Origin of the sequence: Bradyrhizobium liaoningense, assembly GCF_018130785.1 — a bacterium.
In the GTDB taxonomy this organism is placed as follows: Bacteria; Pseudomonadota; Alphaproteobacteria; order Rhizobiales; family Xanthobacteraceae; genus Bradyrhizobium; species Bradyrhizobium liaoningense_A.
This window is the reverse complement of record NZ_JAFCJT010000001.1, coordinates 914,440-929,079: the sequence shown is the minus strand read 5'-3', so window position 1 is coordinate 929,079 and position 14,640 is coordinate 914,440. Positions and strand designations below refer to the sequence as shown.

At 64.9% G+C, this 14,640-nt stretch carries 15 protein-coding genes and 1 riboswitch; of the genes, 7 read left to right on the top strand and 8 right to left on the bottom strand.

What is annotated here, in order from left to right; genetic code table 11:
* Window positions 1-72 precede the first annotated feature (72 nt).
* On the top strand, window positions 73-489 hold the full coding sequence (locus tag JQ627_RS04100; RefSeq protein ID WP_212482853.1) for a MucR family transcriptional regulator: 417 nt from the start codon (window positions 73-75) through the stop codon (window positions 487-489).
* A gap of 116 nt (window positions 490-605) precedes the next feature.
* Here the strand turns inward: JQ627_RS04100 and JQ627_RS04095 are convergent, their stop codons facing one another.
* Window positions 606-1,034 (bottom strand): SufE family protein, encoded by a 429-nt coding sequence (locus JQ627_RS04095; protein ID WP_212482852.1) that lies wholly within the window; start codon window positions 1,032-1,034, stop codon window positions 606-608.
* 68 nt (window positions 1,035-1,102) lie between these two features.
* Window positions 1,103-1,528, bottom strand: a complete 426-nt coding sequence (locus tag JQ627_RS04090; protein ID WP_212482851.1) for a DUF5330 domain-containing protein — start codon at window positions 1,526-1,528, stop codon at window positions 1,103-1,105.
* 411 nt (window positions 1,529-1,939) lie between these two features.
* Between JQ627_RS04090 and JQ627_RS04085 the strand changes: the two genes are divergently transcribed.
* Genes JQ627_RS04085 through JQ627_RS04075 form a run of 3 tightly spaced genes read left to right on the top strand, consistent with a single transcriptional unit; the run spans window position 1,940 to window position 4,889 of the window.
* Complete coding sequence (locus tag JQ627_RS04085) at window positions 1,940-3,781, top strand: PAS domain-containing sensor histidine kinase (protein WP_212482850.1); 1,842 nt, start codon at window positions 1,940-1,942, stop codon at window positions 3,779-3,781.
* Entirely contained in the window at window positions 3,774-4,487 is a 714-nt protein-coding gene (locus tag JQ627_RS04080) for a peptidoglycan-binding domain-containing protein (RefSeq protein ID WP_212482849.1), read from the top strand. Before JQ627_RS04085 ends, JQ627_RS04080 begins: the two co-directional genes overlap by 8 nt.
* 57 nt (window positions 4,488-4,544) lie before the next feature.
* Complete coding sequence (locus tag JQ627_RS04075; protein WP_212482848.1) at window positions 4,545-4,889, top strand: DUF1491 family protein; 345 nt, start codon at window positions 4,545-4,547, stop codon at window positions 4,887-4,889.
* On the opposite strand, the gene JQ627_RS04070 is transcribed toward JQ627_RS04075, so the two are convergent.
* A complete protein-coding gene (locus JQ627_RS04070; RefSeq protein ID WP_212482847.1) occupies window positions 4,886-5,860 on the bottom strand; it encodes a DUF2336 domain-containing protein in 975 nt (324 codons plus the stop codon). The two genes, JQ627_RS04075 and JQ627_RS04070, sit on opposite strands and share 4 nt — an antisense overlap.
* 254 nt (window positions 5,861-6,114) lie before the next feature.
* Here JQ627_RS04070 and JQ627_RS04065 point away from each other — a divergent pair, with 254 nt between their 5' ends.
* The gene (locus JQ627_RS04065) at window positions 6,115-6,303 is read left to right on the top strand and encodes a hypothetical protein (protein WP_212482846.1); all 189 of its coding nucleotides are present in this window, start codon (window positions 6,115-6,117) and stop codon (window positions 6,301-6,303) included.
* A gap of 15 nt (window positions 6,304-6,318) precedes the next feature.
* Window positions 6,319-7,080, top strand: a complete 762-nt coding sequence (locus JQ627_RS04060) for a hypothetical protein (protein ID WP_212482845.1) — start codon at window positions 6,319-6,321, stop codon at window positions 7,078-7,080.
* Here the strand turns inward: JQ627_RS04060 and JQ627_RS04055 are convergent.
* On the bottom strand, window positions 7,034-7,936 hold the full coding sequence (locus tag JQ627_RS04055; RefSeq protein WP_212482844.1) for a LysR family transcriptional regulator: 903 nt from the start codon (window positions 7,934-7,936) through the stop codon (window positions 7,034-7,036). The two genes, JQ627_RS04060 and JQ627_RS04055, sit on opposite strands and share 47 nt — an antisense overlap.
* A gap of 94 nt (window positions 7,937-8,030) precedes the next feature.
* Here JQ627_RS04055 and JQ627_RS04050 point away from each other — a divergent pair, with 94 nt between their 5' ends.
* On the top strand, window positions 8,031-8,858 hold the full coding sequence (locus JQ627_RS04050; protein ID WP_212482843.1) for an MBL fold metallo-hydrolase: 828 nt from the start codon (window positions 8,031-8,033) through the stop codon (window positions 8,856-8,858).
* A 33-nt stretch (window positions 8,859-8,891) separates the two neighbouring features.
* On the opposite strand, the gene JQ627_RS04045 is transcribed toward JQ627_RS04050, so the two are convergent.
* The 4 genes from JQ627_RS04045 to JQ627_RS04030 form a co-directional block, all read right to left on the bottom strand.
* The gene (locus JQ627_RS04045) at window positions 8,892-9,971 is read right to left on the bottom strand and encodes a Cj0069 family protein (RefSeq protein ID WP_212482842.1); all 1,080 of its coding nucleotides are present in this window, start codon (window positions 9,969-9,971) and stop codon (window positions 8,892-8,894) included.
* A gap of 160 nt (window positions 9,972-10,131) precedes the next feature.
* Window positions 10,132-10,539, bottom strand: coding sequence for a GFA family protein (locus tag JQ627_RS04040; RefSeq protein WP_212482841.1), 408 nt, complete (start codon window positions 10,537-10,539; stop codon window positions 10,132-10,134).
* A 138-nt stretch (window positions 10,540-10,677) separates the two neighbouring features.
* On the bottom strand, window positions 10,678-13,131 hold the full coding sequence (locus JQ627_RS04035; RefSeq protein WP_312015727.1) for a TonB-dependent receptor domain-containing protein: 2,454 nt from the start codon (window positions 13,129-13,131) through the stop codon (window positions 10,678-10,680).
* Window positions 13,132-13,255: 124 nt separating this feature from the next.
* Window positions 13,256-13,464, bottom strand: a riboswitch (cobalamin riboswitch).
* Window positions 13,465-13,726: 262 nt separating this feature from the next.
* Window positions 13,727-14,539: an IclR family transcriptional regulator gene (locus tag JQ627_RS04030; RefSeq protein WP_212482840.1), complete on the bottom strand. Its 813-nt coding sequence runs from the start codon at window positions 14,537-14,539 to the stop codon at window positions 13,727-13,729.
* Window positions 14,540-14,640: the final 101 nt, after the last annotated feature.

Below are 14,640 nucleotides of genomic sequence, written 5' to 3'. Positions count from 1 at the left end.
AGGTATTGTTGACACGGAATACTTTAGCGTCACCAATCCGGCGAGACGCAAGGTCAGGGAAAGGTCGGGCCGATGTCGGATGCCGGGGCTAAGAATTTCATCGAGCTGACGGCGAGCATCGTGTCCGCCTATGTCAGCAACAATCCGACGCCGGCGGCCGAGATCTCGAACCTGATCAGCCAGGTGCATGGCGCCCTGGTGCGCGTCTCGTCAGGCCGCAACGAGACGGCGCCGCTCGAGCCGGCAAAGCCTGCGGTGTCGCTGAAGAAGTCGATCGCGCCGGACTATCTGGTCTGTCTGGAAGACGGCAAGCGCTTCAAGTCGCTGAAGCGCCATCTGCGTACCCAGTACAACATGACGCCGGAGCAATATCGCGAGAAATGGGGCCTGCCGGCCGACTATCCCATGGTCGCGCCGAACTACGCGGTGGCGCGCTCGCAACTGGCCAAGCAGATGGGACTGGGACAGCAGCAGCGGCGGCGGAAGTAGAGCCAAGCGCTGGATCCCGTAGGGTGGGCAAAGGCGCAAAGCGCCGTGCCCACGTGCTTTCTCCGATCACACTCAGGAGGTGGGCACGCTCCGCTTCGCCCACCCTACGAAGCTTCCTACGACGCCTCCGCGAGCGCTTCTCTCGCGTCGGTCTTGATACGTTCGACCATCGAGCGCAGGCCGTTGGAGCGCTGCGGCGTCAGGTGATCGCGAAAGCCGAATTCGTTGAACACCGCGATCGCGTCGGTCGCGAGGATCTGCTGCGGCGTGCGGCCGGAGTAAAGCGAGAGCACGATCGCGACCAGCCCGCGCACGATGTGGGCGTCACTGTCGCCGCGATATTTCAGGATCGGGGCGCCGCCATCGCGATCGACCAGCTTCTGGAGCCAGACCTGGCTGACGCAGCCATTCACCTTGTTCTCGGCCGAATGCTCGGCCTCGGGCATCGGTTCCAGGGTTCGGCCGAGCTCGATGACGTACCGGTAGCGGTCGTCCCACTCGTCCAGAAGCTCGAAATTGTCCCTGATTTCGTCGATCGTCGTCATGCTGGCCCAATGTTCCCGTTCAGGCCAATATAAGGATGCGAGGACGCGAAATCGATAGGGTTTGGGCGCTAATTCGCCGGCGCCGCCGCAGGGCCGCGCCATTCCAGCGCGAGGTCGTCCTGGCTCAGGGTGTCGCGCGGCGCCTCGCTCGCAGCAGTGTCGCCTTCGCTGGCCAGCGCGATCGAGCCGGTATGATCGGGCGCCTTCTTGTCGGGCTTCTCGAGCTGCTCTTTCTTGTCGTTGATGATCTGGTAGATCTTGCGCGCGCCGTCCTGTGCGCGCTGGCCGATGATGGTCGCAGCCTGTCCGCCGACCTCGCAGGCCGCCGGCTGGCGCTTGCAGAACTGGCTCACGTCGGAGACGGCCGCGGTCGCAGCCTGCACCGCGTCGGCGGCGCCGATCTGCGGCAGCTTCTCCGATCCGGGCGTCTTGTCCCGCGGCAGGAGCACCAGCACCAGCCCGAGCCAGAATGTGATGCGGAGCAGAAAGCGCATCTTATCGACCTGTATGTTAGATCCCGCCGCGGCGATCTCCGCGAGGCGTCGGACCTAGCAACTCTCGATAAATCGCAAGTGATTGCCTTCCGCTTAATTCGCGGAAAATTTACGCTAGAAACTTCGCAAATCGCCGTCTCGTAAATTTTCGATTGACGCGCAGGTCCGTGAGTCCGCCCGGGGGTCGCATATCCACCATTTCGAAACCATGTGGGGGGCGGTGAAACCCTGTGTTCACCATCCCCGATGATGACATGGTCAAATCGCCTAAAAATCTCCGCGATGACGCGGTGTCCGGCGGCGGGCCGCATTGCCTTAGCACTCGTTTAAGGTCGCTCTGACACGGTAGCTCAACGATAAGGAGGCGTTCCGGCGCGTCTTCTCAGACGAGTGAGCCGAAGCGCGAGACCCGTGACAGTTTTGAGTATCATCCGCGATTGTCTCGATGCGCTGCTGCATCCTTCCGCGCGTTATGACGCGCTGACGCGAGCGCGGCATCGTGCCTTCATGGCGCCGCGGCTGCTGGGCAGCCTGGCAGCTTTTGCCGCATTCCCGGTCTATCTCGCCATGCGCGGCGCGCCGAGCGCGATCGAGGTCGCTGCCTTTGCGTGGCTGATCGCCCCCATCCTCTTGTCATGGTTCCTGTCGCGCACCGGCCGCTATGAAGGCGCCCATGTGCTGTCGTCGCTGGCGCTCGCCGGCCTGATCATGGCGATTGCCGGCACCACCGGCGGCATCGAATCATTCGCCGCGATCTGGCTGGTCGTGGTTCCCCTGGAAGCCGCGTTGTCGGCCTCGCGCCGGGTCGCGGCCTTTGCCTCCCTGCTTGCGCTGTCCTGCGCCAGCGTCCTGATCCTCGTCAGCCAGCTCGGCTGGCTGCCGGCTGGAGACGGCAGCGCCGCAGAACGCGGCGTGCTGATGGCGTTCGGCGTCGCCTCGGCGACGCTCTATGCCGCGGGCCTCGCCTTCGGCGCCGAGTCGCTCGCACGCACCAGCGTCACGCTGCTGTCGCGCGAGGAAGAACGCTATCGTCTGCTCGCGCGCAACATGAGCGACGTCATTTCCCGGCATCAGCGCAACGGCGCGGTGCAATTCATCTCGCCGGCGGCTGAGGCGATGCTCGGCATGCCCGTCGCGCAATTGCTCGGCCACGGCCTGTTCGACCGCGTCCATGTCGCCGATCGGCCGGCCTATCTCACCGCGCTCTCCGATGCCGCGCGCGGCGACGTGCGCAGCGTCGAGTTCCGGCTGCGGCGGGAACCCTTCGGCTCCGAGCGCGCTCAAGTCGATTTCATCTGGGTCGAGATGCGCTGCCGGCCGCTCGATCAGAATCTTCACCGTGATGTCACGCGCGAAGCAGAAGTCGTCGGCGTGATGCGCGACGTCACCGATCGCAAGCTCGGCGAGCAGGCGCTCGATGAGGCCCGCAGCGCCGCCGAGGCGGCCGATGCCGCCAAGACGCGCTTCCTCGCCACCATGAGCCACGAGCTGCGCACGCCGCTCAACGCCATCATCGGCTTCTCCGAGATGATCGCGCAGGAGCAGACCCTGATGCTGGGTGCGGCCCAGCGCAAGGAATACGCCCAGCTCATCAACGATTCCGGCCAGCATCTGTTGTCGGTCGTCAACGGCATCCTCGACATGTCCAAGATGGAATCGGGCAATTTCGAGATTGCGTCGGAGCCGTTCGCGCCGCGCGCCTCTCTGTTGCATTGCTGCAATCTGCTGGCGCTGAAGGCGCGGGAGAACGGCATCGACCTCATCACCGATGCGCCGCAGGACCTGCCTGTCATGACCGGCGATCCGCGCGCCTTCAAGCAGATCGTGCTCAATCTCGTCGCCAACGCCATCAAGTTCACCGAGCGCGGCGGTCAGGTCTCCGTATCAGCCGCGGTGTCGGGCTCGCAGCTCACGCTGCGCATCAGCGACACCGGCGTCGGCATCGCGGCGGATGATCTCAAGCGCATCGGCGCGCCGTTCTTCCAGGCCGGAAAGACCTATCAGCGCCGCCATGAAGGCACGGGTCTCGGACTTTCGATCGTGAAGAGTCTGGTGGCGTTGCATCTCGGTGAATTGACTGTACAAAGCAGGCTCGGCGAGGGCACCTCCGTCACCGTCAAGCTGCCGCTGGTCTACACGCCGCCGCAGGTCAGGCCCGCCGAGAGCAAGATCGCGACGCTGACGCCGGTGCTGCGCCAGGAGCTTCAGGACCAATCTCACGACCAACCCGCGCTGGTGAAGAAAAGTGCCTAAGAAGTCTGCCAAGGACGAAGCCGCTCCGCGCCGCCGTGGCGCCAAGGCCGCGGTCATCGATGTCGAGACCGAGCGCAATCTTGCGATGCGCATCCTGCTGCACAGTCCCAAGGATACGCTGGCCGGTCTCGTCGCCGTCGCCGCAGTCAGCGCGATCGTTGCGAACGCGCTGTTCCTTCAGACCGGACGTCATCCGGCGCCGATGTTCGGCACGGTGATCAATCTTCCCGCGCCATCGTCCGTGCCGCTGTCGAACCCCCTGCCGCGTCCGCGCCCCGTCGGCGCAGATACGTCGCCGCTGGAGCCGAGAGCGACGGAGTTCCGCGCCGAGCCCAAACCCGCCGAGCGTGCCGCCGAGAAGGCCCCGGAGAAGCCGGTCGAGGCGACGGCATCGACGCAGCGCTCGGGCGATCCGATGACCAATCTGGTCAAGCAGACGGCGTCGGCGCCGCCTTCCGTCGCCATCGCGCGTCCGCCGGCGCCGATTCCCGTGCAGCAGAGCCCGGCCGCACGACGTATCGCCGGCGTGCAGCGCGCGCTGTCCGAATACGGCTACGGCAATTTGAAGATCACGGGCACGATGGGTGCCGAGACCCAGTCCGCGATCCAGAAATTCGAGCGCGAACACAAGATGCAGGTGACGGGTCAGGTGTCCGACCGCCTGCTGCGCGAGCTCGGAGCCGCGATCGGCCATCCGGTCGAATAAGCGTCATTGTCGTGCGAAGGCTGGTGCTGAATGCAGCGCTGGCCTATCGTGCCCTTCATGCGTTTGAAATCAAACATCTGGGTCTCCGCCTACCTGCGCCGGTGTCAGACCGAAGGCGTGTTCGGTGCCGTGCGTCGTCGCGGTGCCGAGGAGGCGGGGGCGGTATTCGTGAAGGTGTCGCTGCTCGACGGCAATGCGATGCTGTACGCGCCGGCGCCGCAGACCGTCTATGACGACGGCCGCCCGGTCGATCGCTTCTTCGTGCCGGTCGCGCAGCAGCCCCTGCCGGAGCACACCATCGAGGAACGGCTGAGCAAGGAAATCCGCTTCGATCCGGATGCCTGGATCGTCGAGACCGAGGACCGCACGGGGCGGCATTTCCTCGAACTGGCGAAGACCTAGCTGTCCGATCCGTCGGTGCCCGTCCGCACCGCAGGCGCGGAGCCCGGCTGCGCGCCCGGCCGCGTCTGGTGGGCGCCCGCACGCGCGCGCTGGCGTTCGCCGTCATGCAGCGAGGACTGGTATTTTGCGCGCGTGACGGCGAGCGTCGAGCCGCGCCAGGCCGCCAGCATCACCAGCGCGGAGCGGTCGCTGAGCCGGTCGTAGAGCCGCGACAACCGGTACACCGCATCGACCGACGACCCGATCTCCGGCTTGAAGAACAGCAGGATGCGCTGGAAGTTCGGGCTCGGCATGTCGAGCGCGCGTGCGGCGACCGCGAGTGCTTCGCCGCCGGCATCGTCGACGATCTGCGCTGCGACGCGCGACGGCAGGATCAGGCTGTCGCCGAGCTCGTAGGTGAAATTCTCGAAATCATTGGCGATCGCCGCCATCTCCAGGATCTGGATCGCGCGCCTGGCGCGCACGGTCGGAATCCGCGGCGCGGCCTTTAGCGGGGTCTGCGCCAGATTGTGCAGGATCAGCGCGCGCTGGCTCGCATCGGCGCGGAAGAACATGTCGTGGATCTCGGCCGCTTCCTTCGGCTGCATCGCCATGTTGGCGGCCATGCGCAACTCGGCGTCGGTCGGCGTGCGGGCAGGTGAAGCCGCCTGCGGGGAGCTCCGAATTTCGCGTGCGAGCGGAACCCTGCGGCCTTCCTGGGCGGCGACCAGCCCGAGTTTCTGCAGGACCGGGACGGGCGTCTGTGCGTAGATCGCGAGCTTCGCCTTGACGGCCGCGCGCGTCGCATCGTCGACCTGGTCGATCAATCGTGTGGCGAGCTCGACGAATTGCCGCTGCTCGTCGTCGCTGTGGGTGGGTGCCTGGACATAAAGGTCCGTCAGCACGCGCAGCAGCGTCGGGCGAACATCGACGCCCTCGCGACGGGAGAGGCTCATCAGCCCGTCGAATCCGGGAAACAGCGACTTGGTCATGGAGAGATACGCGACCTGGAAAAGATACTCACCGCCAGCCTACTGCAGGTTCCTTTAAAGGCTCGTTAAGGAAAACGAGCCGTGAAGTTCCTCCCGTAATTCAGGGCGATTTCGTGCCGCAACGGGACGTCCGGCCGGGCCCGTGCGGCTACGGTCCGGAAGGGGCGTTTACATCCCGTTAACCATGAACTGATCTTAATGAATGCATGTTGCACGAGTGCGCCGGGTCGCGCGGCAATTGATAGAGAGCTGATATGGGGACCATTATCGAATTTCCGGCCGGTCGCCGGGCAGGCTCGTCGGGGGATGCCACGCCGCGCACGGAAACGGGAACGATTCTGATCCTCCCCGTGATCCGTATCGAGCGCGAGACGGACGAAACCAGCGGCGATCGCGGGCCGGAGCAGGGCACAGCGCCGGGGCGCCGTCGTCGTCGCCGCTAGCATCCGGCTTTTGCAATGCCGGATGCCAGCCGCCAGATCCGCACCGCCGTAACGGCCGTCCTGCTCGCACTCGTTGGCGCGGCGCTCGGCGCGTGTAGCGGCGGCGATTTCGGCCGCACCCGCGCTGACATGCGCAGCGACGACATGCATCGCTGGCTGGGCGCGGAGGTCACCTCCAGCGTCGGCCTGCAGTCCTCGCAATTCCAGCTCACCGACGCGGAGCGCCAGCTACGCGACCTCGCCTATCCCATGATCGAGCCGCCGCTGTCGCGCCCGGCCTGGAAGAGCGTGTTCGGCGACTACAAGCCGCTGCCCTCGCCCTGGCGGCAGAGGATCGTGTTCGACCGCACCATGTACGGCCGTACGCTGATCGACGAGCCGCACCGCTCGCATTCCTCGCGCTATGCGCAGCTGATCGAGGACGTCCGCAACGACATCACCCGCTTCGAGCCGTTCTTCGCCTCCGCGATCCGCGTCATCGATCTCGACAGGAAGCGCGATGCCAGCATGGCGCGCGTCTCCGAGCTCTCGCCGAGGGAGAGGGACGATGCGGTCGCGCGCATGCAGGAGAACTCGCTGATCGTGCAGTGGGTGCAGCAGTGCCTGGAGCAGCGCATCTCGTCCTATCGCTGGGCGCTCGAGCGTCTGGTGATCCAGGCGCCCGACGGTTTGGCGGCCGATGCCGACCGCCTGATCGGCGAGCTCGCAGCCCAGACCGCCCATCCGCCGGTCATGAGCCAGCCGCCTTACGGCCGCGCGGTCGTCTCGAAGGGCTAGGCGCTTTGCGCGCAACGCGCCGGCCTGGAGTCCGATCGACCTTTCGCTGCCTCTGAAGCTTCGCAACAAAATCCTTCAGCGCATCGGCCAGCGGCACTGAGGCACGATAGGCCAGCCCAACCTCGCGCCCGACCTTGACCTCGATCTCTCTGATCGCGACGTCCGGATTGCCCTTCGCCACGCCTTCCGGGACGATGGCGATGCCGACGCCGGCGGCGACCAGCGCCATCGCCCAGTCCTCCGATTGCGCGATCGCGGCCGTCTGGCGCCGCTGCGCGCTGCGGCCGAAGAATGCGCTCTGCTCGCAATGGCAGCGGTCGATCAGCGGGACCTCGGCGAGATCGGCGGCGCGGAGCTTCTCCTTCAGCGTCAGCGGATGTGACGGCGGCAGCGCGGCGACATAACGCTCGCTCCACAGCGGCACGAAATGTTCGTCGTCGCGCAGCATGGTCTTCGCAATGATCCGCGCATCGGCGCGCTCGTCGCTGCCGACGAGGCGGAGCGCGATGTCGCTGCGCGCCGTCAGCGGCTTCAAGAGCGCGATCGTCCGGGGCACGTCGAGCGTGCGCATCAGGCCCAGCGTCACATTGGTCCTCGTACTCGGCTTCCTGAACAGGCTGCGTGCGGCGTCCGCCTCGTCGATGATGCGGCGGGCCAGCGCATGAAACTGCTCGGCCGAGGCGGTCGGCGCGACGCCCTTCTTGTGCCGGATGAACAGCGTGGTGCCGAGCTCGGCCTCCAGATTGGTGATCGCGGTCGAGATCGACGGCTGCGACACGAAGCACGCGCGCGCCGCGGCGGTCAAATTGCGTTCGCGGTAGACGGCGGCGAAATAACGAAGCTCGCGGATGTCCATAGGATAAACCTAGAGATACTATCAATATTCGATATTTTACCTATGGATTGGCCGGTGGCAAGAACGCCCTGCACACAACAGGCAGGGACGCGCGATGAAGATCCACCATCTCAACACCGGCACGATGTGCCCGATGGGCCGCCGCCTGGTGAACGGCACCGGCGGCCTGTTCCAGCGCGCGCGCCTGGTCTGCCACTGCCTGCTGGTGGAGACCCGGGACGGACTCGCTCTGGTCGACACCGGCATCGGCCTCGGCGATATCGCGGTGCCCGGCCGGCTCGGCCGGCGATGGCTACGGCAGACGGTGCCAAGGCTCGATCCGGCGGAGACGGCGTTCGAGCACGTGAAGGCGCTCGGCTATTCACCCGGCGACGTGCGTCACGTGCTGCTGACGCATCTCGACCGCGACCACGCCGGCGGTGTGTCGGACTTTCCCCGCGCCGCGATCCACGTCCATCGCGCCGAATACGACATGGCGGTGCTGCGCAAGCCCGCGCCGCCCGAAGGGCGCTACGTCACCGGGCAGTGGAGCCACGGACCGGGCTGGAAGTTCTACGACGACGCCGGCGAGGACTGGTTCGGCTTCAAGGGCGTGCGCGCGCTTGGCGACAAGGAGGCGGACATCCTGATGATCCCGCTCGCCGGCCACACGCTCGGTCATTGCGGTATCGCGGTGCGATCAGGTGACAAATGGCTGCTGCATGCCGGCGACAGCTATTTCCACCACGCCCAGCTCGACGCATCGCCGCGCGTGCCGCTGATGCTCGGCTATTTCCAGCGCAAGGGCGACATGGACCGGGGCATGCGGATGGCCAACCAGGCGCGGCTGCGCGCGCTGAAGCTGAACCACGGTGACCGCGTGAGGATCGTCAACAGCCATGATCCCGCCGATTACGAGAGCTGTCGCTGCGGGACGCATTAGTGTCGGATGCTATCGCGGTATCCCGCTGTCCCGCTATGCGCCCGAACGCACCTCGCGAGTCCGGAGCAAGCGCTGCCCCACTGTTCGCGCGATCGCCGCCGGCGCCTCGTCGGGAATCGCGAAGCAGGAGCTCGCGTTGATTTCGCACAGGACGTACGTATCCGCGCCGGCCGCATTCCGTGGTCCATACAGGAAATCCGCGTCCCAGATCACCGGCAGCGACGGTTCGTCGAGGTCGAGCGTATCCATCATCTGCGGCGTCCATTCGTCCTCCATCGATCTTCGGAGCGCCTGGAATTGCGAAGCATCGGGTCCGTGCATGATCCGTGGGCCCGGCTGCGCCTCGGGTGCGTCGGGGCCTTCCGGCGGCGGCGGGATCAGGGCCTTGATCCGCTGCTGCCCAAAGCCCGCGACCTTGGCGCCGCTCATGTAGCAGCGGATCATGCCGTCGGGCAGGCGGGGTTGGAATGGCTGATCGATGATGCAGCCGCCCCAGCCGAAATACGGTTCGCAGCGGGCGAGCAAGGCATCGAGCGGCACGTCCTCGGGCATGCTGCCGCGTTGGGCATGGAGTATCCGAACCACTGAATCCGTGTTTGCCAGCGCCTCGATCTTCCACACGCCTTGGCCTCCGTTGCCGCGATTTTGCTTGAGCACGCGCGGACCGTTCGCCTGAAGGCGCGAGGGAAATTCGGCGCGGAAGCTTGCGGCGGTGTCATAGCGATACGTGTCGGCCCCCCAGCCGAGATGACGCGTTCGGTAGAGCACGTCCTTGACGCCCATCTTCAGGATCACGTCGGGATGGGCGCTCACCCATGGCCCTTGCGCAGCAACCTCGCGAAGCATCGGGTCGAGAGCCTCGCGCGTCTTGCCCTGATGGATCGGATCGACCCAGACGAGCACGCCATCGACGGCGAGCAGTTGATCGCGGACGGCGTCGGCGAAACTCTCGTCGTAGATCACCGGCCGGGCGTCGATGCCGACTGCGCCGAGTGCTTCGAAAACGCGGACGAAGCGGCTGTTTTGCGCCGTCGCGTCCCGGCGCGCGGCAGCGTCGCCGCGGGAGAGGATGGCAACGGTATGGCGGAGAGGAGAGTGGCGTTCGGTATCCATGCGCAAGCTCCACGAATGGCGTGCTGCGCAGAGCTTGGACCGAGGTCTCACGGGGAGTCTGCTTCGTCCCCACGCCGATCAATGTACGTGAGATCGTCCGGCCGTTGCAAGATGGTGTTTGTGCGGTTCCATCCAGACGGCGAACGCTTCGCGCGCGTCGCTACGGTGGCGGAGGATAGCGGTCGAATGTCGGCAGTTCGTGCGCGCGCTCCATCCATCCAAGGCGCTCTGCGACCTGGATGTGCATCGTCGCCGGTACGGCATCGGGATCGTCGTAGGTCGCGCTCTGGACGTCGATGACCCCGGGCAACATGTCGGCATTGACATAAAACAGGCCGGTTCCGCAGTCGCCGCAAAAGTGCCGCCGGGCATGTTCCGAGGAGTGATACACCTTGGGCTCGCCCTTGGTCACCTTGACGGCATCGTCCGCGTACATCGTCCAGCCGACGACAGGAGCGCCCGCGTGAAGCCTGCAATCGCGGCAGTGACACAGCGCATGCACGATCGCTTCGCCCTCGACCTGATAGCGGATCGCGCCGCAGTGACAACCGCCGGTGATGGTGCTCATGCGTTCCTCCCGATGGAAGTGAGGTTTCGCTGATCGATAGCTCTCGAGACCTGCGGCTTCAACGGCGCAATCGATTTGCGATTGCGTCCTACTGTCGCGTGACAACTCCTGCCACTGCCAGGGCAAGGTGATCCGCGACTACCATTTGAACGAAGCCGCGACCTCGTAGCTGCGCGGCGCGCCCAGGATGATCTGGTCGGGATAGCCGGGATCGCCCCACGCCGCGTAAAGCTTGTTGGTCAGGTTCTTGACGCGAAAGCTGATCCGGGTCTGGTCGACGCCCGGGAAATAGGCTTTTGGGATATCGACGAACGCGTATGCGTCGAAGATCGTGTAGGCGTTCATCGTGACCAGATTATCCTGGAAGTTGAAGCGGTCGCCGACATGACGGACGAGGCCGCCGATCTCCACCGGCAGCTTCGTGTCGAATCGGTAGGACGCGCCGGCATTGGCGATGAAGTTCGGAACGTTGGGCGGCGTCTTGCCCGAGTAGGACTGGAAGTCGCCATTGCCGTCGACATAGGTGAAGTCGATGAAGCGCGACTGCACGAAGGCGACGTTGCCCCATAGCTTCAGGCCTGCGACCGGATTGACCGCGGCGGCGATCTCGACGCCCTTGGAGGCGATCTTGCCGGCGACGTTGAAGAGGATGCCGCTTTCGGGGACGTAGACGTTCTTGCGCTCGATGTCGAAGGCCGAGAACGTGGCCTCCGCGCGCTTGTCGGCCGACAGCAGCTTCACGCCGGTCTCGTAGGTTCGCGACGTCGTCAGCAACAGCGGCGTGGTGGGCCTGAGGATGAAGATGTTCGCCACCGTCGGGTCGGCTGCCGTCGCGTACTGGCTGTAAAGCATCACGCCGGGCGCGATGTCCCAGGTGTAGCCGATGCGTCCGGTGACCGGATTGAACGTCTTCGAGAAAGGATAGTTGGCTTTCAGGAGGCCATTCTCGTCGAAGCGGGTCCGCGATAGCTCGATATTCTCAAAACGGATGCCGCCGATCAGCGCGAAGGTCGAGGTCAGCTTGAGCCGGTCCTCGAACGACAGCGAGGCAGTGTCGAGATGCGTGTAGATCTTCTCGTCGCTGCGCGGGCCGTAGAGGCCGCGATCCGGGTTGAGGAGGTCGACGTAGTCATTGAAGAACAGCGTGTCTTGCGAGACGTTGAACTGGTTGCTGCTCGCCGCCACGGTGGCGACGAAGCGATTGTCCATTCCGCCGACGTTGGAATTGACGGTGAGGTCGGTGATGTTGCCGTAGAGCCGCTGGGCGTGATCCAGCGCCAGGCGTTCGCGATAGATGCTCTGCGCGCCTGCGAAATTGCCAACGGTCTGGTCGAACGACGAGATCTCGTTGTTGAACCAGTGCCGGTGGGCGTCATAGCCATAGACCTGGCTTTTCAGCGAGACGTTGTTGGTGATGTCCCATTGAAAGCCGCTGCGCAGCCAGAGCTCGCCGGCGCCACTGTGATTGTCGAGCACGTTGTAGTTCGTGGTCAGCGTGCGCGCGTCGATGGTGACCGGGACCGGCGTGCCGCCGCCGAGGTAATAGTTACTCCACCGACCGGACACGATGCCGTTCGTCGGCACGACGCCCGGCGCGTTCGCGGGCACCAGCGGCGTTCCCCAATAGAAGCGGTCGTTGTCCTGCCTGTATTCGGCCGCGCCCCAGATCTTCAGGTTCTCGTTGACGCGATAGTTCAGCTGGCCCGAGACGTTGCTGAGCTTCGAATAGGTGTCGTCGATAAAGCCCTTGTTGTTGAAATGGCTGATGTCAAAGCGGTAGTCGAGGCCGTTGATCAGCGTGCTGCCGCCCGATCCGTAACCGGCGCGATAGCCGTTGAAGGAATCGTAGGACGTGAAGGCGTCGTTGATAACAGGCCCGGTATGCGGCACCTTGTTCACGTAGTTGATGGCGCCGCCGGTCGCGCCGAGGCCCGCTACGAGCGAGTCCGGTCCCTTGATGATCTCGACCTGCTGGAGGCCAGCCACGTCCATGGGACGGCCGGTCATGGTCGACGGCCCGATCGGGATGCCGTTGTAGAGCGTAGAGATCTGGTCGCCGGAAAAGCCACGCATCGAGAAGATGGCAGGCGCGCCGGGCGCATCGCCGCCGGTGACACCGACTGCAGCCTTGGCGACGTCGGTCGTGGTCCGGATGCCCAGATCCTGCATCGTCCGCTGACTTATGACCTCGACGGTCGCCGGCATCTCCCGCGCCGTGATGCCGAGCCGGGAGCCGACATCGGTGACGGCGGCCGTGTTCAGCGGCGTTTGCACCGGGGCGCTTGAAGGGCGAGGCGCAGGAACGACCGCAGCGGCGCGGTTGCGCCCCGTGGCGCGGCGTGCCGTGCGTGATCTCTGACCGTCGGGACCGATAGCGCGGGCCGGCTTGGAAGTGGGCGGAGAGACGATCACCGGACCGACTTCCTGCGACGAGCCGCGGGTCGCGGTCTGCGCCGTCGCCACCGAGGACAGGGACGTCGAGACCAGCAAGCCGAGCAGGGCAGCCAGATGGCCCGTTCGCCCCTGTGCGATGCCGATACGGACACGCGAAGACTCCGGCGCAATGCCGGTACCGAAATGAAGATGTTGCACGACAACGCTCTGCGGCGACGCAAACAAACCGTCACCGCGGTTGCCTTAGCAGTCTGCCTTCGCCCCAGGCGGCAGATGCACAGGCTACTTGTCCGACATCAGGGCACCCCGCCCAATGCGTTCGCGCGTGACCATGGCTGGCAGCAGGTTTCCTGGCTCGCGGGTCATCGCCTTCGACCGCCTTCCCAGAGGCCCAAGCGGGGCTCCAGTGGTTCGTTTGGTCGTCGGCTATCCGCCTACAGTTGCGGGGGCAGCCGCGGAATTGCCCACTGAGGTGGACGCACCGCATTCCCTTGAAGAGTCCTTGCGGACACTACCGATCACGAAACTGGCATCCGGGGATGAGCGCGTCAACATCCGCGCGGGCCGTTCGACGGGGCAGTCGGTCGATGGTGACGTTGTGTTGCTAATTTGCCCGACCTGCGTTCAGGCCATTATCGGGAGTAACTTTCCGGCCTTCCGGCCTCAAGAGTGCCGCAAGCAATAGCGGGACCGGGCAGGCAAGCCAGAGATAGAAGCCCAACCTGGCGCCGCGCGCTGGTCGGCCGCGACGACCGCCGAACATGGCTCAGCCGGAGAAGCGAGTATCGGTGGACTAGCGAGTGAGCTTCTCGTCCTCGGGCGCATCGCTTGCGCCGTCCTCGTCGTCTCCGAGGATCGTCTCCGATAGCAGCGCTGCGGCTTTCTGGAGGGGCGCTATGAACCGGTCCAGTTCAGTGAAGCTCACGCGGGCCACGGGAACGGAGACGCCCAGGCATGCGATCAGTTCGCGATCCGGAGACAGGATCGGAACGGCGCAGCCAACGACCCCGCGCACATACTCTTCATTGGTCTTGGCCCAGCCGCGTTTGCGCGTCTCATCGAGGATCTTCATCAGGCTTTCGACATCGATGATCGTCGTCTCGGTGTATTTGGTCAGCGCGAGTGCGTGGCACAGCTTCTCGCGGGCTCGTCCCGGCAAACGGCTCATGTAGATCTTGCCGGTCGACGTGCAGTGAAGCGGGGCCGCTTCGCCCGGATTGAATTGAAGGCCTTGCGGTTGCGATATGCGGACGCTGTCGACGTAAGCAACGACATTGTCTCGCACGACACCGATCTCGCATTGCTCGCCGATTTCAGCCGCGACTGCGCGGAGCACGGCGTGCCGGCGCGCGGTTCGGAAGGCTGCGCCGATGACCTTGGCCGACAGCGTGACCAGTTGATTGCCGACCACGTAGCGCTTCGTTCCCAGGGCCTTCTGAAGAAGCCCGCGCTGCTCCAGATTCCCGATGAGGCGATGCGCGGTCGGCAGCGGGAGAGCCAGCGCGTTGGCGATTTCCGCGACCGAGACCGCTCTGATTTGCCCGGCGACATAGCCAACGATGGCGAATGCACGGTCGAGTGGTCCGTCGGAATTGGGTTGCGGCATCCGCCTATCCTTGATCTGATAATCAAATGATTATCATTTTTCGGAATAAATACTATTGAAATATGAAAATTATGCTTGGCCGTTCCAGCAGATTGCTCATA